A 22,506-nucleotide genomic window follows, 5' to 3' on the forward strand; every position below is an offset into this window, starting at 1 on the left:
AATGTCTGGTGGATTAGTTACAGCTGCATACATTGTTGCCGCGATCCTGTTTATTTTCAGTCTGGCTGGACTGTCAAAACACGAAACCTCAAAGCAGGGCAACCTGTTCGGTATGGCCGGGATGGCGATTGCGCTGGTGGCGACAATTTTTGGGCCTGAAACGGGCAACGTCGTGTGGATTATCGTTGCGATGGTTATCGGCGGCGCTATCGGTATGCATCTTGCGAAGAAAGTCGAAATGACCGAGATGCCGGAGCTGGTGGCGATTCTGCACAGCTTCGTGGGTCTGGCGGCGGTTCTGGTTGGCTTTAACAGCTATCTGGATCACGCGCCGGGGCTCGAGCCGGTTATGGAAAACATCCATTTAACGGAAGTTTTCCTCGGCATCTTTATCGGTGCGGTGACCTTCACGGGTTCTATCGTGGCGTTTGGCAAACTGCGCGGCAAAATTTCGTCTAAACCGCTGATGCTGCCAAACCGTCACAAGCTGAACCTGGCGGCGCTGGTGGTTTCGTTCGCGTTGCTGATTGTGTTTGTTCGTACCGAAAGCGTTGGCCTGCAGGTTCTGGCGCTGCTGCTGATGACCATTATCGCGCTGGTTATCGGCTGGCATCTGGTGGCTTCTATCGGCGGCGCAGATATGCCGGTAGTGGTTTCAATGCTGAACTCCTACTCCGGTTGGGCGGCGGCGGCGGCGGGCTTTATGCTCAGCAACGACCTGCTAATCGTGACCGGTGCGCTGGTGGGTTCCTCGGGTGCGATTCTGTCGTACATCATGTGTAAGGCGATGAACCGCTCGTTCGTCAGCGTTATTGCCGGTGGTTTCGGCACGGATGGTTCGTCTACCGGCGAAACCGATGAAGCCGGGGAACACCGTGAGATCACCGCTGAAGAAACGGCAGATATGCTGAAAAACTCCAGCTCTGTGATAATCACTCCGGGCTACGGCATGGCGGTTGCACAGGCGCAGTATCCGGTTGCAGAAATTACCGAGAAGCTGCGCGCGCGCGGAATCAAAGTGCGCTTTGGTATTCACCCGGTGGCGGGTCGTTTGCCAGGCCACATGAACGTACTGCTGGCGGAAGCCCGCGTACCGTACGACGTGGTGCTGGAAATGGACGAAATCAACGACGATTTCACCGATACCGACACCGTGCTGGTTATCGGCGCTAACGATACGGTTAACCCGGCCGCACAGGAAGATCCGCGTAGCCCAATCGCCGGCATGCCGGTGCTGGAAGTGTGGAAAGCGCAAAACGTTATCGTCTTTAAGCGCTCTATGAACACCGGCTACGCAGGTGTTCAAAACCCGCTGTTCTTTAAAGACAATACGCAGATGCTGTTTGGCGATGCGAAAGCCAGCGTGGAAGCAATCCTTAAAGCTCTTTGATTTGTGCAAGATGCTCAAAAAACCGCCTTTCGGGGCGGTTTTTTTTGGTTTACGCAAGCGTGGTGCAACGCCAGAAATAATCTTTTAAACCGTTGACGCATCTGGATTAAGACCCGGAACAAGAATGATCTTACGGCAGTCTTCCTGGCGCTTTTCAAAGATTTCATAGCCACGGGCGGCATCTTCCAGAGGGAGATGGTGCGTGACAATTTCTTCAGGATGCAGGTGTCCGCTTTCAATCAAACTGAGCAACTCGGGCAGCCAGGCGTGCACATGAGTTTGCCCCATTTTGAAGGTCAATCCTTTATCAAAGGCATCCCCGAACAGGAAACCATGGATGAAGCCTGCGTATACTCCCGGCACGCTGACGATTCCCCCGCGACGCACGGCGGCGATACACTGCCTTAATGCTTTGCCGCTGCTGCCTTCAAGTTTAAGGTTACTGAGCACCGTTTCGGTAATACTGCCTTTTGCTTCAAAACCAACCGCGTCTATCACCGCATCCACGCCGCGATTTCCGGCTGTATTTTCGATAATCCATGCCGCTGCGTCGTCGTTTTCATCGAAATTAATCGGGATTGCGCCATAACGTTGCTGGGCGAAAGCCAGCCGGTACGGATGATGATCGATAATAAATATTTTCTCGGCACCTAACAGACGAGCGCATGCCGCGCACAGTAATCCTACAGGCCCGGCGCCGAAAATCGCCAGGCTTGATCCTTGTTTAACGTCTGCATTTTTAACGGCCTGCCAGGCGGTAGGGAGAATGTCAGAGAGGAATAAAACCTTTTCGTCAGCAAGAGTGGTGGGGACTTTAAAAGGGCCGGTATTGGCTTTGGGAACCCGTACATATTCTGCCTGGCCGCCGGGTACGCCGCCATAAAGATCGCTGTAGCCAAATAAAGCGGCGGGGGGCGTAATTGCTTTACGGTTAAGCGCAGAACCTTTGCCCGTATTGGTCGTTTCACAGGCAGCGTACTGATGCAGATGGCAGAAAAAACAGTCGCCGCAGGCGATGACGAAAGGGATAACGACTCTGTCGCCTTTATTTACTGCCGTTACGTCAGAACCCGTTTCAACAACTTCGCCCATAAATTCATGACCAAAAATATCGCCATGATGGGTGCCGGGAATTTTCCCGCGATACAGGTGAAGGTCTGAGCCACAAATAGCCGTAGCGGTAACTTTAAGAATAATATCGTCAGAGGCTTCGATGATGGGATCGGGCATAGTATCGACGCTGACATGTTTAGGCCCATGATAAGTAAGTGCTTTCATAAGTTAGCTTCATCCTCTCGATCGCGGGTTAATAACTGGACGACCTTAAAAATGTAGCCTGGATTTTATTTGCGCGCGTCAGATAAAGATTATTCTGGCGAATAAAAGGGCGTTTTTGGGATTTTGTATCATACTTATGTTCTGACGGAATCTGCAATAACTTCGACAGTTCAGGTCATCAGCGAGCGGATGAAATAACTTATGGTCTTGTTCTATTCTTTATTTTTGTTGTCAAACAGATCAGGGCAATCTTATTTGTTGTCGCTGTATTAAAAAAGTATTTTCACTCTGGATTGCTCTACACGGATATTTCTAAGCACAGGATTTATTTACTTTCTCATCTGTCTGGCTGACCAAATGTTAACTACAGGAGAAGCTCAAATGAATTACACCGAAAACTATCATGACTGGCTACGTGATGCCCATGCTATGGAAAAACAAGCAGAATCAATGCTGGAAAAAATGGCATCGCGGCTTGAGCATTATCCCGACCTTAAAGCACGCATTGAGCAACACATTATTGAGACACGTCAGCAACAACAGCTTCTGGACGAGGTAATCGACAGAAACGGCATTTCCAACTCTATAGTGAAAGACGCGGTAAGCAAACTGGCTGCGTTCGGGCAGGCTATGGGCGGGATGATGACCCCGGACGAAGTAGTGAAAGGCGCAATCAGCGGGTATGTGTTCGAGCATTTTGAGATAGCCTGTTATACCTCGCTTATCGCTGCGGCTAAACTTGCGGGCGACCACGACGGAGCGGCTGTTTTCGCAAAAATCCTTGAGCAGGAAAAAGCGATGGCGGAATGGGCGATAACGCATCTGGCAGACGTGACGGAACAATTTATGATTCGTTCGGATGCGCCGGATACTGAAGCAAAAAAATAGTTTCAGTACAAAACCGACCCACTAAAAAGCCCGTCGATGAATCACCGACGGGCTTTTATTGTCACCCCTAAACCATCTGCTGAGGAGGTGGCTTAATGAAACCTTAATCGTCTTCGTCGTCATCCAGCTCGACAGGCGTCTGATATTCGTCAGGCTTAATGACTAAAAGGTCGCAGCGTAAATGATCGATAACCTGCTCGGCGGTATTGCCCAGAAACGCGGCGGAAAGACCGGTGCGTCCTACCGTGCCCAGTACGACAATCCCCGCCTGGAGATGTTCGGCCAAATCGGGAATCACCTCTTCAGGTAAGCCTTTTTCCACGTGGGTCATTTTCTCGTCAATGCCAAACTGCTGACGAATAGCTTTCATGGCGACAAGATGCTGCCCACGGATAGCGTCGTTATAAACGCTTGGATCAAAATCAGGCAGTTCGATAGCGATATTAATAGGCGTGACGGGGTAGGCGCCGACCAGATGCACTTCAGTGTGGTTGATGTCATCCGCCAGGCGAATCGTCTCTTTGACCAGTTTTTCGTTGAGCGCGTTGTGATATTGCTCTTCGCTGGCAAGATTTACCGCAACCAGCGCTTTACCGCCTTCCGGCCAGGGCTTCTCATTCACCATCCATACCGGGCATGGGCATTTACGCAGCAGATGCCAGTCGGTTGGGGTGAAAATTACCGCTTCAAGTTTGTCGTGCTGGTGGGTCATTTTTAACAGCAGATCATGACCGCCGCCGATCACTTCCTGGATAATCGCTTCGAAAGGCCGGTTATGCCAGACCACTTTGATTTCAATAGGGACGCCGGCTTCGATGTAATACTGCGCCTGTTCTTTAATCCAGGCCGCGCGCTGGCTGATCACGCCTTTACGCATAGCGGTGCGTTCATCGGGCGACAGGAGAGTGGTCATTTCATAGGAAAAATCATAGATCGGCAAAAATGCCTTAATTCTGCCGCCAATCCGTTGATGCAAATAAACAGCACGCCGCAGGGCAGGTTGATCGTCCTGATTGGGATCAATCGCGACTAGCATGTTTTGATACTTTGCCATACAGGTCTCCTTACAACTGCTTAACCACAGTCTGTTAAGTAAGATTAACCCATAAGAAGAGAATGAAACAGGTGAGAAGCCATTGCCGGATCAAAAACATAGAAAAAATTAGCGATCCGGCAAAGGTCAGCGTTATCAGGCGACGCTACGTGATTGCCCGGCAAGTTCTGCGAGCAGGTCGATATTTTCAATAGTAATGTACTTGCCCTTCACCGCCAGCATGCCGCTTTTCTGGAAACGCCCCAGCAGACGGCTGATGGTTTCAACGGTCAAACCAAGGTAGTTGCCGATGTCGCCACGGGTCATGGTTAAGCGGAATTCGCGAGGCGAAAAACCGCGCTGCGCGAAACGACGCGAAAGATTGTAGACAAACGCTGCCAGGCGCTCTTCCGCATTCTTTTTAGACAGCAGCAGAATCATGTCCTGATCGCCTTTGATTTCGCCGCTCATTAAACGCATCATCTGCTGACGCAGACTTGGCATTTTACCGGACAAATCATCCAGCGTTTCGAAAGGAATTTCGCACACCATGGATGTTTCAAGCGCCTGGGCAAAGCTCGGGTGATGCCCGGTGCCGATAGCGTCAAAACCGACCAGATCGCCGGCAAGATGGAAACCGGTGATTTGCTCGTCACCTTGTTCGGTGATGGTGTAGCTTTTGATTGTCCCTGACCGAATGGCGTACAGCGATTTCAGCTCGTCACCCGCTTTAAACAACGTCTGCCCTTTTTGAATAGGCTTTTTGCGCTCGATGATATTATCAAGTTGATCAAGCTCATGCTCATTGAGCGTAAAAGGGATGCATAATTGGCTGATACTGCAATCCTGACAATGGATAGCACAACCGCCAGACTGAATGCGTCGGATAATTCGCTTTTCAGGGATCATAGATATGCTCAGGCCGTAATTGATATTGGTCAATTTTAACATCTTTTTGCTGAGCACGTAAGTATGGCGAAACACCATTCAGAATATAATGGAATTTAAACCAGGATTTTTCTTGTTATCTCTTTGATAACAAGAAAATTATTTAATTAAGCCAGGAAAACAGCACAGCATTTATGGCTTAATTATCGCATTGCAAGCCTCAATTTCACCTAAAGCAGCAAATAGCCTTCATGCCGCAAGAGCCACTCTTTCCGGCCCACGCCACCAGCGTAACCCGTCATCGTGCCGTTGCGGCCGATAACGCGATGGCAGGGCACTACAATACTGACCGGATTAGAGCCGTTCGCTGCACCGACGGCGCGTGCCGCACCTGCGCGGCCTAGCTGTTCAGCCAGTTGCCCATAATGCATAACGTGGCCGCAAGGAATGGAGCGCAGCGCTTGCCATACTTCATGCTGGAACGGAGTGCCGGCCGTAGCGGTCGGTAAGTTTTCGATAATGCTTAAATCGCCATCAAAATAGTTGCGCAGTTTGTCGCTCATTCCGCCCGGATTTTGGCTGCTTACTCGTTGATAACCTTCAGCGCGATAATGAATATCCAGTAGCTGAACCATTCGATCGCTGTGTTCTTCCCACTCCACGGCCCGCAGCCTGAACTGCTCATCGCAAAGTACCCATAGTGGCCCAAGCGGCGTGGCAATTTTATCTTCAAGCAATGTCAGCATTCTGGGCTCCTCTTTAATCCAGGCGCGGGTTCATCCCACAGGCCGATAAGATATCATGCCATCAACAGGGGCCACCAGATACTCAAAAAGAGTAGAGAATATGCGGAACAATAAGGGGGAATTTGCCAGATATACTTACCTGGTAATTAATACGTATTCTCAAATAAATCATCAAAATAAGCAGAATGCTTTTTGTGCGAAATATCTGCTGCATAATTGAACTTATTTTATTCCCAGCATTATTAATTAAGCTTGTAACCTGGATAAATAATCGCAAAAGAAATAGCAATGGCAATACAAACAATATGGATTAAAAAAAGGGGCCTGACGACATCAGTCCGACCCCAGACACACAGCAATGCTTCCTGTTTATACCCTGTTATATCCCTGTTACGGGCTACCGTTATTTATAGTCAGAATTGAAAAAAAAGCATGATTATCTGAGTGATTAGTTTCACGCTTTTGCATACAGGGTTTATTACGCATTAAAGATTGAAATAAAAATAACCATACAGAACATTATTTGCGCATAGCTGGCCCCCTTATTGGATGCCTGCGACATTGAGCCTGCGCAGTTCGGCGGTTATAGTACAAAGCGAAGACGAGCCTGGAGGATTTTCCATGAACCTTGATGACAAACTGCTGTTTCTCGACGCCATGGAGGATGTCAAACCGCTGAAGAGCTGTACCAACAGCCAGTGGCTCAAACCGGCCAAACAGAAAGCCCCGCAAAAAATCGACACCCTGCAACTCGACAATTTTCTGACTACGGAATACTTAGAGATTGTGCCGCCTGGCACACCGCTGGCATTCAAACGCGAAGGCCTGCAGACCGGCGTACTCGACAAACTTCGCCTGGGGAAATACAGCCAGGAAGCGAGCCTCAACCTGCTGCGCCAGCCCGTTGAACAATGCCGACAAATGCTGTTTGCCCTGATTCAGCAGGCAAAAAAGGATGGATTACGTAACCTCTTGATTGTCCACGGTAAAGGCCGCGACGATCGTTCCCACGCCAACATAGTGCGCAGCTATCTGGCGCGCTGGCTTCCTGAATTTGAAGAGGTGCAGGCTTTCTGCAGCGCGATGGAGCACCACGGCGGCAGCGGCGCCTGCTATGTGGCGCTAAAAAAATCGACGCAGGCTAAGCTCGAAAACTGGGAACGCCACGCGAAACGGAGCCGTTAGCTTTTTATTTCAATAGCAGCGAAAGCTCCTGCGCAGCCTCCTGCAGTTTCGGCAGAACGCGGCTGCGCAGCTCATCGGCGGAAACCTGCCCGGCATGAACGCCCACGTTAAGAGCCGCAACCACCGTGCCTTCAGGATTTATTAACGGCACGGCAATTGACCGCAAGCCCATCTCCAGCTCCTGATCGTTAAGCGCATAGCCCTGCTGGCGTACGCGTTTCAACTCCTCCCGCAGTTTAGCGACGGAATCCACAGTTTGCGGCGTATAGCGAATCATCGTGATGCGCCCCAGAAAATCTGTCAGTTGCTCTTCCGGCAGGGCGCTCAGCAATACCCGGCCCATTGACGTCGACCAGGCGGGCAGGCGGCTGCCGATATCCAAATCGATAGTCATAATGCGCGAGCTTGAGGCGCGGGCGATATACAGGATGTCGTCCCCGTCGAGTGTGGCAATTGAACAGGATTCATTAAGCATTTCGCTTAAATGCTTAAGTACCGGCTGGGTGGATTTAGCCAGCGGCGTTGAGGCCAGATAAGCGTGTCCGAGCGACAAAATACGCGGACGTAGCTGGAAATTTTTGCCGTCTTCCGCGTAGACAAAACCAAGCTTGCCGAGCGTATACAGGCAACGCCTAACAGCGGCGCGCGGGATGCCCGTCTTCTGGCTAATCTGCGAAATAGAAAGCTGCCGACGCTGCGGTGTAAACGCCTGAATCACTTCAAGGCCACGCGCCAGGGAAGCCATAAAGTTAGGATCGCCCTTAAACGGATCGCCGTCCCCTGCGGGCAGTTCTTTGCGTTGAATATCCATCCTTTTCTCCGAATTTTTCGCCATCGATCACATTCTGTCGACAAACATACAGGATGTTCGATTATCGCACCATATTTCGATTATCGCCCTTGACCGACTTCGTTAAGCGGGTCACATTTTGTGCGAACAACGCAAATTTGTGCGAAACAGGCACATCAAGGAGCAACTGATGATCAACAAAAGCGTGGCTACGCTTGAGGAAGCCGTCGCGGGAATTCACGACGGCGCCACCATCATGATTGGCGGTTTCGGAACGGCGGGACAGCCGACGGCTCTTATCGACGCGCTGATAGCGCAGGGGGCCTGCCATCTCACCATCATTAATAACAACGCGGGCAACGGGGATGTAGGGCTGGCTGCGCTGCTCAAAGCCGGGCGCGTGCGCAAAATGATCTGTTCTTTTCCTCGCCAGGTTGATTCACAGATTTTCGACGACCTTTATCGCCGCGGAAAAGTTGAGCTGGAGCTGGTGCCGCAGGGCAACCTGGCGGCGCGCATTCAGGCTGCAGGCTCCGGGCTTGGTGCCATTTTCACCCCTACAGGCTACGGCACGCCGCTGGCTGAAGGAAAAGAAACCCGCGAAATTGAAGGCCGTCATTACGTTCTCGACTATCCGCTAAAAGCCGATTTCGCGCTGATAAAAGCCCACGAAGGGGATCGCTGGGGCAACCTTGTTTACCGCAAAGCGGCCCGCAACTTTGGGCCGATTATGGCAACGGCCGCTACCACGACCATTGCCGAAGTCAGCCGCCTGGTAGCACTTGGCGATCTCGATCCGGAAAACGTGGTGACGCCGGGGATCTTCGTTCAGCGCGTTATTTCGCTCGAAAACCTCTCAGCTATGGCCAGAAGCGCATAAGGAGCCGCGACATGAAAAAACTTACTCGTGATGAAATGGCGCAGCGCGTTGCCCGTGATATCCCTGAAGGGGCATATGTCAATCTGGGTATTGGTTTGCCAACCCGCATCGCAAACTACTTACCTGCTGATAAAGAAATCTTTCTGCATAGCGAAAACGGGCTGCTGGGTATGGGGCCCAGACCTGCGCCGGGCGAAGAGGACCCGGAACTGATTAACGCCGGAAAAGAGTACGTAACGCTGTTAACCGGCGGCTGCTTTTTCCATCATGGCGATTCGTTTGCCATGATGCGCGGCGGCCATCTTGATATCTGCGTTCTGGGCGCTTACCAGGTTTCAGCGCAAGGGGATCTGGCTAACTGGAGTACCGGCGCGCCGGATGCCATTCCGGCTGTCGGCGGGGCAATGGATCTTGCGATTGGCGCACGCCAGGTCTTCGTGATGATGGACCATCTAACCCGCGATGGTGAATGCAAACTTGTCGAAACCTGTTCCTATCCGCTCACGGGCATTGGCTGCGTCAGCCGAATTTATACCGACCTTGCCGTTATCGACATAACCGACGAGGGCCCGGTGGTACGCGAAATCGTCAACGGTCTTTCTTTCGAAGAGTTACAGCGCATCACGCCGGTCAAACTGGCTTTTGAACAACTGGCTGAAAGCGCGTAGGGAATTATGATGAATCAGGCATTTATCTGCGATGCAGTACGTACTCCTTTTGGCCGCTACGGCGGCGCACTTTCCTCCATACGCTGCGACGATCTGGCCGCGTTGCCGTTAAAAGCGCTGATGGCACGTCATCCCGACGTCGACTGGTCGCGCGTGGACGACGTTATTTATGGCTGCGCCAACCAGGCGGGGGAAGACAACCGCAACGTGGCGCGCATGGCGCTACTGCTGGCCGGCTTGCCGGAAAGCGTCCCGGGCAGCACCATCAACCGCCTTTGCGGCTCAAGCCTTGATGCAATTGGCGTTGCGGCACGCGCCATCAAAAGCGGTGAAACAAACCTGATGATTGCGGGCGGCGTGGAAAGCATGTCGCGCGCGCCTTTTGTCATGGGCAAAGCCGAAAATGCCTTTAGCCGCAGCATGAAAATGGAAGACACCACTATCGGCTGGCGCTTTATCAATCCGCTGATGAAAGCGCAGCACGGCGTTGATTCGATGCCTGAAACCGCGGAAAACGTAGCGATGGATTTCAACATCCATCGTGAAGATCAGGATGCGTTTGCGCTGCGCAGCCAGCTTCGTACCGCTCGCGCTCAGGAAACGGGCATGTTTGTTGATGAGCTAATCCCGGTATCCATCCCGCAGCGTAAAGGCGAGCCGCTTTTATTTGAGCGTGATGAACATCCTCGCTCCACTTCTTCTGAAGCTCTGGCTAAGCTAAAAGGCGTGGTCAACGTTAACGGCACCGTTACCGCAGGCAACGCTTCAGGTGTGAACGACGGAGCATGCGCGTTGTTGCTGGCAAGCGAGCAGGCGTTGGACATTCATGGCCTGCGGCCGCTGGCTCGCGTTGTGGGTGTCGCCACGGCAGGCGTTGCGCCGCGAATTATGGGTTTTGGCCCGGCGCCTGCGGTGCGTAAAGTCCTGGCACAAACTGGATTAACGCTTGGCCAAATGGATGTGATTGAATTAAACGAAGCCTTTGCCGCCCAGGCGCTGGCGGTAATGCGCGATCTCGGTTTGCCGGACGATGCAGACCACGTCAACCCGAACGGCGGCGCTATCGCGCTAGGACATCCGCTTGGCGCCTCAGGCGGGCGTCTGGCGATGACGGCTGCTTACCAGTTAAAACGTACCGGTGGACGCTACGCGCTGTGCACCATGTGTATCGGCGTGGGACAGGGAATCGCGCTGGTCATCGAACGAGTTTAAGGAGCAGGCATGGCACTGTTTACCCCAATGTTACGAAGCTCTGCGCTTACGGCTGTTTTTAGCGACGAGCGCACGCTACAGGGGATGCTGGAGTTTGAGGCGGCGCTCGCACGGGCGCAGGCAAAATGTGGCGCGATCCCGCAATCTGCGGTGCGCGCTATCGCCGGACAGTGCCAGGCGGTAAAGCTCAATGCTGAAGCGCTTGCGCAGGCGGCGGCCAGCGCCGGAAATCTCGCCATTCCCCTGGTTAAGCAGTTAACGGCCAACGTGAAACAGCAGGATGAGCAGGCCGCGCGCTATGTTCACTGGGGAGCGACAAGCCAGGACGCCATTGATACCGGCATGGTGCTGCAAATCCGCGAAGCGCTGGAAATTACGCAAAGGCTTCTGGCGCGTTTAATCATCGTTCTGGCAGAACAAACTCAGCGACATCAACACAGCCTCATGCCCGGCCGAACCTGGATGCAGCACGCACTCCCCGTCACCTTTGGTCTGAAACTGGCTGGTACGCTGGATGCGCTTTTGCGCTGGCAGGAACGCCTGCAGGAACTTAAACCTCGAGCTCTGGTGCTGCAATTCGGCGGAGCCGCCGGCACCCTCGCATCTTTAAAAGAGCAGGGAGCAGAAGTATCTGCAACGCTTGCAAAAGAGTTGAACCTCGCGGAGGCGAACACGCCGTGGCACAGCCAGCGTGACCGTTTACTGGAGGTAGCCGGCTGGTTTGCTGGCGTGAGCGGCACTTTGGGTAAATTCGCTAACGATTTCGCGTTACTGATGCAAACGGAAGTGGCCGAAGTGAGCGAACCCGTTGTCGAAGGGCGAGGTGGTTCGTCCGCCATGCCGCACAAACGTAACCCCGTTGCATGTGCGGCGGTGCTCACCGCCGTAACGCGCCTGCCTGGCCTGATGGCGACAATGTATACCAGCCAGATTCAGCAGCACGAACGCGCGCTTGGCGGCTGGCAGGCAGAATGGGAAACGCTGCCGGAGCTGATTATGCTTGCCGGCGGCGTAATGCAAACCAGCCTCGAACTGATAACAGATATGCAGGTGAATACCCGGAAAATGCAGGCCAACCTTGCTATCACTCACGGCCTGATTATGGCGGAATCCGTCACGCTTGCCCTGGCGCAGCGCCTGGGGAAACAGGCTGCTCATCATCTTGTTGAGCAGCTTTGTCACCGCGCGCTTGATGAAAAACAGCCGCTGGAAACGCTGCTGGCGCAGCATCCGGATGTTTCGCCCTGGCTTTCCGCACAACAAATTCAAGATCTGCTCGACCCGCAACATGCCACCGGCAGCGCTGATTATTTTATCGGCCAGGTACTGGCGCGCGTCGGGCAGCAAAATAAGGAATTTTCATGAGTATTCATTACCAGTTGGAAGGGCGAACGGGCGCGCCAGTTGTGGTGCTGTCCAACTCGCTGGGCACGTCTTTGTCGATGTGGCAACCGCAAATGGACGCCTTGCTGGAGCATTTTCGGGTGCTGCGCTACGACGTCCACGGACACGGGCGCACAGCCAAAAACGATAAAACCACGCTCCCGCAACTGGCGGAAGACGTTATCAGCGTGATGGACGACGCTGGTATTCAACAGGCGCATTTCTGCGGAATTTCGATGGGCGGGCTAACCGGCCTGTGGCTTGCGCGTTTTGCGCCGGAACGATTTTTATCGGTCACCGTATCTAACAGCGCGGCGAAAATTGGTGAACAATCAGACTGGTTAAGCCGGGCCAGGGCAGTGCGGGGCGAGGGAATGTCCACGCTGGCATCCAGCGCGGCAGCGCGCTGGTTCACTGAGGATTTCGCGCAAAATAATAAAGCGCAGATCGATTATGTTGTGGCGAACCTTTCCGCTACGAATGCCGAAGGCTACGCTGCATGTTGTGAAGCGCTGGCCGCGGCGGATCTGCGCGCGGAAATCGATGCCATTACTCTTCCGGTACTGTTAATCGCCGGCAGTGAAGACCCGGTAACGACGGTTGCGGACAGTAAGTTTATGCAAAACCAAATACCCGCCTCGCAAATCGTCACCGTTCACGCATCACATCTGGCAAATATTGAAGCCGCGCAGGATTTTACCGCCGCGCTGATTACTTTTATTCAACAGCAGGAACGCAAAGCATGAAGGATGAAGATCGCTACCAGCAGGGAATGAACGTGCGCCGCGCGGTGCTTGGCGATACGCACGTTGACCGCACTTTGACGCAAATCACTCCGCTCAATGAGGAGTTTCAAAACTTCATTACCCGCTATGCCTGGGGCGATATCTGGTCGCGTCCAGGACTTGAGCGCCATACGCGCAGCATGATTACCATTGCGATGCTGATCGCGCTCAATCGGGAAGCCGAGCTGAAAATGCATCTGCGCGCGGCATTTAACAACGGCGTGACAAAAGAGGAACTTAAAGAGCTGATTATGCATTCGGCGCTGTACTGCGGCTTACCCGCAGCCAACGCCACTATGCATCTTGCGCAGCAGGTTTTTGATGAGACCGAAGGTCAGGATTAATTATCCACCCGTTAACCCGGCATAGATTTGCGAATCGAAGCCAGCAAAATCTGCGCGCCAGGCGACAGCGTGGCGTCCACCCGCGTCAGAATGCCAATCGGCTCTCCGGCGCCCTGGGTGGCAATCGGCAGGGCCGTCAGCGTTCCCTGTCGTAAATCCTCTTTTACCGCGCCGGATGGCACAAACCATACGTAGTTGTAATCCACCGTTAACTGGCGTGAAAGCGAGGCGGACAGCGTTTCGATGCAGGTCGCCGGGAGTTTGCATCCCTGGCTTGCGAGCAGCGTTTCAGCATTCTGACGTGGGATCGTGCCTTTAGGGGAAACCACCACCGGCCATTCCATCACCCGGCTCAGGGTAATATTTTCCTGCAGGATAGGGTGGCCGGGGCGCACCACGAGTTTTAGCGATTCGAGGAACAGCAGTTCATAGTTCAGCCCGGTCATCAGCTCGGGATCGGACATGCGCCCAATGCCCAAATCCAGCTCGCCGGATTTCAGCCCCGCCAGCAGCATGGTGTTGTTCATGGTGCCGACCTGGAGCGTCACATCGCTTTGCTGCTTATGAAATTGCCCGATAACCGCAGGCAATATACCAAGGGCTGCGGTAGGCAGCGCGCCAATTCTGACCACCGCTGAAGCCTGCCCGTCTTTGCGGGTCAGGGATTGCCCGGCGTGATTAAGCGCATCAAGAACCTTAACGGCATGGGTAAGAAACTGTTCACCCATCAGCGTAAGCTGTGCCCCTAACCGTCCACGATCGAACAGGCGCGTGCCGGTCAGTTGCTCCAGCTCATTTAGCGTTTTAGAGAGTGCCGGTTGGCTAAGATTAAGGGTTTCAGCCGCGCGCCCCAGTGTTCCCTGTTGAGCGACGGCCACGAAAGTGTGGAGATGGCGCAAGCGAATGCGCTGACTGAAAAGACCATTTTTTTCCATAAGCGATGTTAAAAACAGACGGGGCGCGGTGACAAGATAAGTTGTTTAATTATGATAACTTGCTAGCAAAATAATATTAACAATTCAGCAATGTTAGCAACAAAGGGGAGATTGCCTCCCCCGGGCTTAAACGTCGAAAAAGACAGTCTCTTTCTCGCCCTGTAGATAGATATCGAAGGTGTAAACCACTTCGCTCCCGCGTAACTCGCGTTTGCCGATAAGCGTATTGCGGCGGACTTCCCACTCAATAAGGTTCAGCACCGGATCTTCACTATTGGCAGCTTGTTCATCAGAGAAATACATTCTGGTATTCAGACCGATGTTAATTCCGCGGGCGACAATCCACAGATTAAGATGAGGCGCCATTGTCGCGCCATCACGCCCCACAACCTGGCCGGGCTTGATGGTATCGAACCGCCAGACGCCGCTGTCGAAGTCTGAACAGGTACGCCCCCAGCCGCGAAAATCTTCGTCCAGCTTTTTGTCATGCTGCTGGTCTGCCGGATGGTTATAGCGCCCGGCGGCGTTGGCCTGCCACACTTCCAGCAGCACGTCGCGAACGGGAGTGCCGGAACCGTCAAACACGCGGCCTTCAACGATGATGCGCTCGCCTTCGGTATGCGAGTTAGTGAGTACATGAGTGAAATTTGTCTCGAAGATATTGAACCCGGCGACGTTTGGCGCAAGGCCGATATGCACATAAGGGCCCGCCGTCTGCGAGGCGGTTTCGCGCAAATAATCTTTCATTGGGCGGCTCCTTGCGTCCGGTTTTCAAACAGCGTGGCGCGATGTCCGCGCAACACCAGATCGAAGCGATAAGCCAGGCAGTCCAGCGGGACGGCGGCATGCGTATCCAGCTCGGCGATCAGCGTGCGGATGGCGTCGTCGTTATTGATAGTTTTGACGATCGGACACTGCCTGATAAGCGGATCGCCTTCAAAATACATCTGTGTAATCAGGCGCTGGCCAAAAGATGCGCCGGAAAGTGAAAAGTGAATATGCGAAGGGCGCCAGTCGCTCGCCTGGTTGCGCCACGGATACGGGCCGGGTTTGATAGTGCGGAAAAAGTAGTAGCCGTTTTCATCAGTCAGCACGCGTCCGCAGCCGCCAAAATTGGGGTCGATTGGCGCGAGATATTTATCCTTTTTGTGCCGGTAGCGCCCGCCAGCGTTGGCCTGCCACACCTCAACCAGCGTGTTCTTCATCGGCCGACCAAAGCCGTCGCGCACGTAGCCGTGCACAATAATGCGCTCGCCAATGGGTAAACCTGCTTTGGCGTAATTCATGATCAGATCGTTATCCAGCGGATCTAAATCTTTTTCGCCAAAGACCGGCCCGGTAATTTCCGACAATGAATTTTGCAGCGAGATAAGCGCGTTGCGCGGTGAACGCAGCACGCTGGTTTTGTAACCCGGCGCAAAAGCCGGTGGATGAGAATCGTAATCGCGATGAACAAGCTCGCGAGGCTGCCAAATGGGTGACATAGCTGGCTCCGGTTGTAGGAAAGAGGCGGCGTTGTAGTTTTAAATATCGCCGGAGCCAGTTTCAGTTAATGAATTGTTAAATTAAAGTGAATTTATGCCGTGATTTACATAGCTTAACGTTATGAAATTTATGGCTACCATTACTAATTTTGCTGCGCTGTAAAGCAGATCACAAAACGCAAATTCTTCGCCCTGAGTACGCCGTCAGACTCTACGCTTTCAGCAATATCCACTGGAGACACGACATCATGGCGAACAACATCACGGCTGATGAGATTCGGGAAAAGTTTTCGCACGCAATGTCGGCGATGTACCAGCAAGAGGTGCCTCAGTACGGCACGTTGTTAGAATTGGTCGCCGATGTAAACCTCGCGGTACTGGAAAACGATCCGCAACTGCAGCAACAACTGGAAAATGCCGACGAACTGGCAAGGCTTAACGTTGAGCGCCACGGGGCTATCCGCGTCGGCAAAGCCGAGGAGCTGGCTACGTTAAGACGAATTTTTGCCGTCATGGGCATGCTGCCTGTGGGCTATTACGATCTTTCCCAGGCCGGCGTGCCGGTGCATTCCACCGCGTTTCGCCCGATTGACGATACGTCCCTTGCTCGCAACCCGTTCCGCGTCTTCACCTCTTTGCTGCGCCTTGAGCTCATTGAAAACGAATCCCTGCGCAAAAAGGCGGCGGCAATCCTTGCGAAAAGAAATATTTTTACGCCGCGCTGCCGGGGGCTGCTTGATATTTACGACCAGCAGAAAGGTTTAAACGAGACGCAGGCGGATGAGTTCGTCAGGGAAGCGCTGGAAACGTTCCGCTGGCACAGCCATGCCACCGTTAATGCTCAAACCTACCAGGCGCTGCACGATCAGCATCGGTTGATAGCCGACGTCGTGTGCTTTCAGGGCTGCCATATCAACCACTTAACTCCACGAACGCTGGATATTGATCGCGTGCAGGCGCTCATGCCGGAATACGGTATTTCCCCCAAAGCGATAATTGAAGGGCCACCGCGGCGCGAATTTCCGATTCTGCTGCGCCAGACCAGTTTTAAAGCGCTGGAAGAACCGATTTTGTTTGCCGGCGAGCATCACGGAACGCACACGGCGCGGTTTGGCGAAATCGAACAGCGCGGAGTGGCTTTGACGCCGAAGGGACGCGCCTTGTACGACGAACTGCTTCTTGCTGCGGGCAGCGGCAAAGACAACCTCAGCCATCAGCATCATTTGCAGGAAGTCTTCAGCCGCCTGCCGGACAGCGATACGCTGCTGCGTCGCCAGGGGCTGGCCTATTTCCGCTATCGCTTAACGCCTGCGGGCGAAATGCATCGGTCGGGAATAAAACCGGGCGATGACCCGCAGTTGCTGATTGAACGCGGCTGGCTGGTGGCGCAGCCTATCACCTATGAAGATTTTCTGCCGGTCAGCGCCGCAGGTATTTTCCAGTCTAATTTAGGCTGCGAAAGCGGTTCCCGCAGCCATGGACACGCCAGTCGCGAAGCCTTTGAACAGGCGCTCGGTGCAACGGTTGCCAACGAGTTTGAGCTCTATCAACAGGCCGAAGATCGCAGTAAACGACGTTGCGGACTGCTCTGAAAGCGTTACTCTGCCGGGAGGTTGATAACAAGGAACAGCAGATGGAAGAGCCTGAAAGCCCGTTGGTTAATGTCGTTCAGGGTAAAGTTGCCGGAACAAAAGAAGGGGAATGCAACGTATTTCGCGGCATCCCCTTCGCGGCTCCGCCCGTAGGTGAATTGCGCTGGCGAGCGCCTGCGCCTCCGGCAAGCTGGCAGGGGGTCAGGCTCGCCACGAAGTTTTCCTCCGCAAGCTGGCAAAGCCTGGAATATTGCAAAGCCGTCGGCGGCGGCGATCCTGGTGAATTCTCTGAAGATTGCCTCTATCTGAATATCTGGACGCCCGTAAAAGGCGGTGCTAAACCGCTGCCGGTTATGGTCTGGCTGCACGGCGGCGGCTACACCATTGGCGCGGGTGGATTAGTTCCGTACGACGGCCGCGAATTCGCTTCGCGCGGCGTGGTGCTGGTGTCAATCAACTATCGGCTGGGACACCTGGGCTTTTTCGCGCACCCGGCGCTTGAAGGCGAAGATCCTGCCGGGCCGCTTTATAACTTTGCGCTGATGGATCAAATCGCCGCGCTTGAATGGGTGCGGGAAAACATCCATGCCTTTGGCGGCGATGCCGGGAACATTACGCTGTTTGGCGAGTCGGCAGGGGCGCGCAGCGTGCTGTCGCTTTTAGCCTCGCCGCTTGCCGGCGGGCTATTCCATAAAGCGATTGTCCAGAGCGCTTACACCTTGCCGGACGTTGACCGCCGCCAGGCCCTGAGAAAAGGGATTTCTCTGGCGCGTCATTTTGGGCTGGAAGAGGCAACCGCTGAACAATTACGCGCGCTGCCGGCCGAGGCATTCTGGGCGCTGGAAGCGCCGCTAAATATTGGCCCGGCGCCCATCAGCGGCGATCGCGTTCTGCCAGAACCGATGCTGGACGTTTTCTTTGCGGGCAAGCAGCACCCGATGCCGATAATGATCGGCAGCAACAGCGATGAGGCCAGCGTGTTGAGCTATTTTGGCATCGATCTCGCCGGGCAAATTGAGCTGCTGCGCCGGGAGAAACGGTTCGGGCTGGGATTGATAAAACTGCTTTATCCCGGCGTAAAAGGCGATAGCGAGCTAGGCCGCCAGGTGTGCCGCGATATGGCATTTACCACCATGGGCTTTGTGGTGATGCAGGCGCAGCAGCGCACAGGCCAGCCCTGCTGGCGTTATTACTTCGATTATGTTGCCGAGGCGGAACGCAAAACCTACGCAAACGGAACCTGGCATGGTAACGAAGTGCCTTATGTATTCAATACCTTACATCTCACGCCGCCCGCCTGCGAATACGCGACAGAAAGGGACCTGGCCTTCTGCGCAAAAGTCTGCGACTACTGGGCCCAGTTTGCCCGTGAGGTAACCTCTGAAAGTGAATACCTTGAGGGTATTTTGCGCTGGCCGGCCTGCACCCGGCGGCGTGACAGAACGATGCTGCTGGGAGTGAACAAGCAGGCGCAATTCAGGATAAGCAATCGTTTTATGCGAACCCGCATGCAGTTATTTAAACGCGTAATGAAACATCATGTGCAGTTAAACTGAGCCCGCGGCCGTTTTGCCTTCAATAAAATTTTTAATTTCTGGGAAATATTGCCGCCTTTTAACTTACGTTTAAACAACGGATACGGAGTTAAAAGGTGCCAACGGTCTATTTTTATCTGCTTCTCGCTTCCGGTTACGGCTCAAACGTGTCATGGAACGTTACGCCGATGCCAGATATGGAAATATGCAAACTCACGCTGGAAGAGGTGGTTAAAGGGATCAGCCCCGATCTGAATTACGGAAGCGTTCCCGCGCCGTCAGGCGCAAAATGTATCGAAATCACCCGCGGCTCGGACGAGGCGGTTTCGAATAATTAGCTGACGCTATTAACTCAGGCTCAGTAAACTTTCGCAGAATGCCGCAATCCCGGCGGCGTTTTCGCTTCCCTGTCGAATGGCCAGACGATAATGGGCCCCGGTTTTCACGCTGTGTTCGAAGGGGCGCACCAGCCTGCCCATTCGTATATCTTCTGCCACCAGCGTTTCATCGGCGATGGCGATGCCGAATCCCTGGATGGCTGCGCTGATTGCAAGATCCATGGTGTCGAAATGCTGGTTTTTAATCATCACAGGTTGCTTTGCCGGGTAATCGGCCAGCCAGAGCGACCAGTCCGTGCGGTCGCGCGTTGGATGCAAAAAGGTGAAACGTTGTAGATCTTCGGCAGACAGCGGCCCCGCCGGCAACAGGCTCTGGCTGATGACCGGTGTAAGGATCTCTTCAAAAAGCAGCGTGCCGGCTTTGGCATGAGGGCCAAAAACAATCGCCACATCGTAAGGTTCGTTTTTGAAGTTAATGCCGTGATCCACCGTAGTGGTGAGCGCAACCTGAATATCCGGGGCATGTAGCTCAAGCTGTATGATTTTAGGCACCAGCCAGCGCATAGCGCAGGTCGGCGCCTTCAGGCGGATTACGCTCGGTTTATGGCAGGCGCGGTCGGCCACATCAAGCAGCTTTTCAAAAGCATTTTGCAAATCAGGGAGCAGGGCGCTGCCCTGCGGCGTAAGGTATAAACCGCGAGCGTGGCGTTCAAATAACGCAAAGCCCAGCCATTCTTCAAGCGACGCTATTTTACGGCTAACCGCTCCCTGCGTGAGACATAACTCTTTCGCTGCCCGAGTCAGATTTAAATGTCTGGCGGTGACCAGAAATGCATCAACAGTATTGAGGGGAAAATTATGCCGCGCCATGTCGCTCTCCGCTGAGCCATGCATTTTTTGCATGGCTATTATGACAACAATTCGTTTGTCGTGGCAACCGCATCCGGATTGAATAGTTATGCAAATCGAGCCTCAACAGGAGCGGCCATGACTATCCATACCCCGGTTCAACATCGTTCAAAACTACCCGATGTGGGAACCACCATTTTTACCGTTATCGGCCAGCTCTCGGCGCAGCATAACGCAATTAACCTTTCGCAGGGCGCGCCGAACTTTTCACCCGACCCTAAACTTATCGCAGGCGTCACCAAAGCCATGCTGGATAACCATAACCAGTACTCGGCAATGACTGGCCTTGCCCCGCTGAAAACGCTGATTACCGAGAAAGTGGAAACGCTCTACGGCGCGCGTTACGACGCAGGCGATGAAGTGCTGATTACCGCCAGCGCCAGCGAAGGACTGTATTCGGCCATCAGCGGTTTAGTGCATCCGGGCGACGAAGTGATTTACTTTGAGCCTTCCTTCGACAGCTACGCGCCAATTGTGCGCCTGCAGGGAGCAAAACCCGTTGCCCTGAAGCTCGCGCTGCCGGATTTCACCGTGAACTGGGATGAAGTGCGGGCGGCCATCACGCCTCGAACACGTATGATAATCATCAATACGCCGCACAACCCGAGCGGACAGATATTTAACGCACAAGATCTGGCAATGCTGGCGGCGTTGACGCGCAACACGGATATCGTCATTTTGTCCGATGAAGTGTATGAACACATCGTGTTCGACGGCCAGCGTCACCACGGCATGGCGACTCATCCACAGCTTGCCGAGCGCAGCGTAATTGTCTCTTCGTTTGGCAAAACGTTTCATGTTACGGGCTGGCGCGTGGGATATTGTCTGGCGCCGGCGGCGTTGATGGATGAAATTTGCAAGGTGCATCAGTTTTTGATGTTTTCTGCCGATACGCCAATGCAGTACGCTTTTGCTGACTACATGACCGATCCGCAAACCTATCTGTCGCTGGCGGCTTTCTATCAGCGCAAGCGCGATCTGATGCAGACATTGCTGGCGGGGTCGCCGTTTAAGCTGTTGCCGAGCGCAGGTTCGTTCTTCCTGCTCGCCAGTTTCGACCATTTCAGCGACGAGTCCGACAGCGAGATGGTGAAGCGATTGATTATTGAACAGGGCGTGGCGACGATTCCGCTCTCCGCGTTTTACACTGACGGAACGGACAATAAATTGATTCGTCTTTCTTTTGCCAAAGACGAAGCCACATTACGGGCGGGCGCACAGGCGCTTTGCCAGCTAAAACCACGTTAAAAAAGGGGTCACAATGAAAAAAATCCATGCGCCAGGTTTAGCTGTTGGAAGGTTCGCTGTTTCCTCCGGATTGGCGGTCACAAAACTGCGCTACGGCGTGTTAGCTGTCGGGATGCTCGCTGCTTTCTCGGGACTGGCAGCCACTGAACTGCGCTACGGCGTTGAGGCTGAATATCCGCCGTTTGAAAGCCGTAATTCGGCAGGGGAGCTGGAAGGGTTTGATATCGAACTGGGGAACGCTATTTGTAAGGCGGCAAGCCTGAAATGCTCCTGGGTTGAAACCTCCTTTGACGCGTTAATACCCGGCCTGATGGCGAAGAAATTTGATGCGATTAACTCGGCAATGAATATTACCGAACAGCGCCGTAAAAGCATCGATTTTACCCAGCCCATTTATCGCATTCCTTCTCAGCTTGTGGGCAAGGCCGACAGCGCGGTGGACGCCACGCCTCAAGGGCTGAAGGGCAAAACCATTGGCGTTCTGCAGGGCTCCATTCAGGAAACCTACGCCAAAGAGCACTGGGAAAAGCAGGGCGTAACGGTGGTTTCTTACAAAGACCAGAATATGGCCTGGGCCGACCTGCTTAATGGCCGAATCGATGCTTCGCTGGTCATGTCCGCAGCCGGGCAGGCGGGTTTCTTAAGCAAACCTCAGGGGAAAGGCTTTGGCTTTATCGGCAAGCCGGTGAGCGACGATACTATCCTCGGCAGCGGTATCGGTTTTGGCCTGCGTAAAGGCGATGCGGATACCAAAAAACAGCTCGATGAGGCGATTGAAAAAGTGAAGGCCGACGGCACGGTAACCTCGCTTGCCAGAAAATATTTCCCCGGCATTGACGTCTCTGTGAAGTAATCCCGCTTTTCACCCTCTCTCTTCACGGGAGAGGGGCATTTTTCCGCTCATTTTTCGGTTCATTCCGGTTCAAATAAAAAAACTGCGTTCCTGAGCCAAATCCAGGCCGACAACCGTTGGATTAGCGGTGAATTTTGTCTAG

At 53.6% G+C, this 22,506-nt stretch carries 23 protein-coding genes; 14 read left to right on the top strand and 9 right to left on the bottom strand.

Going from position 1 to position 22,506, the window contains the following annotated elements:
• Position 1 precedes the first annotated feature (1 nt).
• A complete protein-coding gene (gene pntB, locus MUA00_RS18360; protein WP_271124433.1) occupies positions 2–1,390 on the top strand; it encodes a Re/Si-specific NAD(P)(+) transhydrogenase subunit beta in 1,389 nt (462 codons plus the stop codon).
• Between the two features lie 84 nt (positions 1,391–1,474).
• Here pntB and MUA00_RS18365 read toward each other — a convergent pair whose 3' ends face one another.
• Positions 1,475–2,668 carry a zinc-dependent alcohol dehydrogenase gene (locus tag MUA00_RS18365; protein ID WP_271124434.1) on the bottom strand — a complete coding sequence of 398 codons (1,194 nt, stop codon included), beginning with the start codon at positions 2,666–2,668 and terminating at the stop codon, positions 1,475–1,477.
• A gap of 381 nt (positions 2,669–3,049) precedes the next feature.
• Between MUA00_RS18365 and MUA00_RS18370 the strand changes: the two genes are divergently transcribed.
• The gene (locus MUA00_RS18370; RefSeq protein ID WP_271124435.1) at positions 3,050–3,556 is read left to right on the top strand and encodes a ferritin-like domain-containing protein; all 507 of its coding nucleotides are present in this window, start codon (positions 3,050–3,052) and stop codon (positions 3,554–3,556) included.
• 103 nt (positions 3,557–3,659) lie between these two features.
• On the opposite strand, the gene uspE is transcribed toward MUA00_RS18370, so the two are convergent.
• The 3 genes from uspE to ogt form a co-directional block, all read right to left on the bottom strand.
• A complete protein-coding gene (gene uspE, locus MUA00_RS18375) occupies positions 3,660–4,610 on the bottom strand; it encodes a universal stress protein UspE (protein WP_271124436.1) in 951 nt (316 codons plus the stop codon).
• 135 nt (positions 4,611–4,745) lie between these two features.
• The gene (gene fnr, locus MUA00_RS18380) at positions 4,746–5,498 is read right to left on the bottom strand and encodes a fumarate/nitrate reduction transcriptional regulator Fnr (protein WP_271125009.1); all 753 of its coding nucleotides are present in this window, start codon (positions 5,496–5,498) and stop codon (positions 4,746–4,748) included.
• 209 nt (positions 5,499–5,707) lie between these two features.
• The gene (gene ogt, locus MUA00_RS18385) at positions 5,708–6,223 is read right to left on the bottom strand and encodes a methylated-DNA--[protein]-cysteine S-methyltransferase (protein WP_271124437.1); all 516 of its coding nucleotides are present in this window, start codon (positions 6,221–6,223) and stop codon (positions 5,708–5,710) included.
• A gap of 621 nt (positions 6,224–6,844) precedes the next feature.
• Here ogt and smrA point away from each other — a divergent pair.
• Positions 6,845–7,408: a DNA endonuclease SmrA gene (gene smrA / locus MUA00_RS18390; protein WP_271124438.1), complete on the top strand. Its 564-nt coding sequence runs from the start codon at positions 6,845–6,847 to the stop codon at positions 7,406–7,408.
• A gap of 4 nt (positions 7,409–7,412) precedes the next feature.
• Here the strand turns inward: smrA and MUA00_RS18395 are convergent, their stop codons facing one another.
• Positions 7,413–8,219 carry an IclR family transcriptional regulator domain-containing protein gene (locus MUA00_RS18395; RefSeq protein ID WP_271124439.1) on the bottom strand — a complete coding sequence of 269 codons (807 nt, stop codon included), beginning with the start codon at positions 8,217–8,219 and terminating at the stop codon, positions 7,413–7,415.
• A 169-nt stretch (positions 8,220–8,388) separates the two neighbouring features.
• Here MUA00_RS18395 and MUA00_RS18400 point away from each other — a divergent pair, with 169 nt between their 5' ends.
• Genes MUA00_RS18400 through pcaC form a run of 6 tightly spaced genes read left to right on the top strand, consistent with a single transcriptional unit; the run spans position 8,389 to position 13,470 of the window.
• Positions 8,389–9,078 (top strand): 3-oxoacid CoA-transferase subunit A, encoded by a 690-nt coding sequence (locus MUA00_RS18400; protein ID WP_271124440.1) that lies wholly within the window; start codon positions 8,389–8,391, stop codon positions 9,076–9,078.
• Between the two features lie 11 nt (positions 9,079–9,089).
• Entirely contained in the window at positions 9,090–9,746 is a 657-nt protein-coding gene (locus MUA00_RS18405) for a 3-oxoacid CoA-transferase subunit B (protein WP_271124441.1), read from the top strand.
• Between the two features lie 9 nt (positions 9,747–9,755).
• Positions 9,756–10,958, top strand: a complete 1,203-nt coding sequence (pcaF, locus tag MUA00_RS18410) for a 3-oxoadipyl-CoA thiolase (protein ID WP_271125010.1) — start codon at positions 9,756–9,758, stop codon at positions 10,956–10,958.
• A gap of 9 nt (positions 10,959–10,967) precedes the next feature.
• Entirely contained in the window at positions 10,968–12,323 is a 1,356-nt protein-coding gene (locus MUA00_RS18415) for a 3-carboxy-cis,cis-muconate cycloisomerase (RefSeq protein WP_271124442.1), read from the top strand.
• The gene (gene pcaD / locus MUA00_RS18420) at positions 12,320–13,087 is read left to right on the top strand and encodes a 3-oxoadipate enol-lactonase (RefSeq protein WP_271124443.1); all 768 of its coding nucleotides are present in this window, start codon (positions 12,320–12,322) and stop codon (positions 13,085–13,087) included. The genes MUA00_RS18415 and pcaD overlap by 4 nt, the downstream gene beginning before the upstream one ends.
• Positions 13,084–13,470 (top strand): 4-carboxymuconolactone decarboxylase, encoded by a 387-nt coding sequence (gene pcaC, locus MUA00_RS18425; RefSeq protein ID WP_271124444.1) that lies wholly within the window; start codon positions 13,084–13,086, stop codon positions 13,468–13,470. The genes pcaD and pcaC overlap by 4 nt, the downstream gene beginning before the upstream one ends.
• Before the next feature lie 11 nt (positions 13,471–13,481).
• On the opposite strand, the gene pcaQ is transcribed toward pcaC, so the two are convergent.
• The 3 genes from pcaQ to pcaH form a co-directional block, all read right to left on the bottom strand.
• On the bottom strand, positions 13,482–14,405 hold the full coding sequence (pcaQ, locus tag MUA00_RS18430) for a pca operon transcription factor PcaQ (protein WP_271124445.1): 924 nt from the start codon (positions 14,403–14,405) through the stop codon (positions 13,482–13,484).
• A 126-nt stretch (positions 14,406–14,531) separates the two neighbouring features.
• Positions 14,532–15,152: a protocatechuate 3,4-dioxygenase subunit alpha gene (gene pcaG, locus MUA00_RS18435; RefSeq protein ID WP_271124446.1), complete on the bottom strand. Its 621-nt coding sequence runs from the start codon at positions 15,150–15,152 to the stop codon at positions 14,532–14,534.
• A complete protein-coding gene (gene pcaH, locus MUA00_RS18440) occupies positions 15,149–15,889 on the bottom strand; it encodes a protocatechuate 3,4-dioxygenase subunit beta (protein ID WP_271124447.1) in 741 nt (246 codons plus the stop codon). Before pcaH ends, pcaG begins: the two co-directional genes overlap by 4 nt.
• A 248-nt stretch (positions 15,890–16,137) precedes the next feature.
• Between pcaH and hglS the strand changes: the two genes are divergently transcribed.
• From hglS to MUA00_RS18455, 3 genes are all read left to right on the top strand, one after another.
• A complete protein-coding gene (gene hglS / locus MUA00_RS18445) occupies positions 16,138–17,481 on the top strand; it encodes a 2-oxoadipate dioxygenase/decarboxylase HglS (protein WP_271124448.1) in 1,344 nt (447 codons plus the stop codon).
• A gap of 41 nt (positions 17,482–17,522) precedes the next feature.
• Positions 17,523–19,037, top strand: a complete 1,515-nt coding sequence (locus MUA00_RS18450) for a carboxylesterase/lipase family protein (RefSeq protein ID WP_271124449.1) — start codon at positions 17,523–17,525, stop codon at positions 19,035–19,037.
• Positions 19,038–19,132: 95 nt separating this feature from the next.
• Positions 19,133–19,354 (top strand): hypothetical protein, encoded by a 222-nt coding sequence (locus MUA00_RS18455; RefSeq protein WP_271124450.1) that lies wholly within the window; start codon positions 19,133–19,135, stop codon positions 19,352–19,354.
• Positions 19,355–19,363: 9 nt separating this feature from the next.
• Here MUA00_RS18455 and MUA00_RS18460 read toward each other — a convergent pair whose 3' ends face one another.
• Positions 19,364–20,224: a LysR substrate-binding domain-containing protein gene (locus MUA00_RS18460; RefSeq protein WP_271124451.1), complete on the bottom strand. Its 861-nt coding sequence runs from the start codon at positions 20,222–20,224 to the stop codon at positions 19,364–19,366.
• 117 nt (positions 20,225–20,341) lie between these two features.
• Between MUA00_RS18460 and MUA00_RS18465 the strand changes: the two genes are divergently transcribed.
• Both MUA00_RS18465 and MUA00_RS18470 read left to right on the top strand, forming a co-directional pair.
• A complete protein-coding gene (locus MUA00_RS18465; RefSeq protein ID WP_271124452.1) occupies positions 20,342–21,511 on the top strand; it encodes a pyridoxal phosphate-dependent aminotransferase in 1,170 nt (389 codons plus the stop codon).
• Positions 21,512–21,623: 112 nt separating this feature from the next.
• Entirely contained in the window at positions 21,624–22,364 is a 741-nt protein-coding gene (locus tag MUA00_RS18470) for a transporter substrate-binding domain-containing protein (protein ID WP_271125011.1), read from the top strand.
• The last annotated feature ends 142 nt before the right edge of the window (positions 22,365–22,506 follow it).

This window comes from Dryocola boscaweniae (assembly GCF_025215095.1).
Taxonomy (GTDB): domain Bacteria; phylum Pseudomonadota; class Gammaproteobacteria; order Enterobacterales; family Enterobacteriaceae; genus Dryocola; species Dryocola boscaweniae.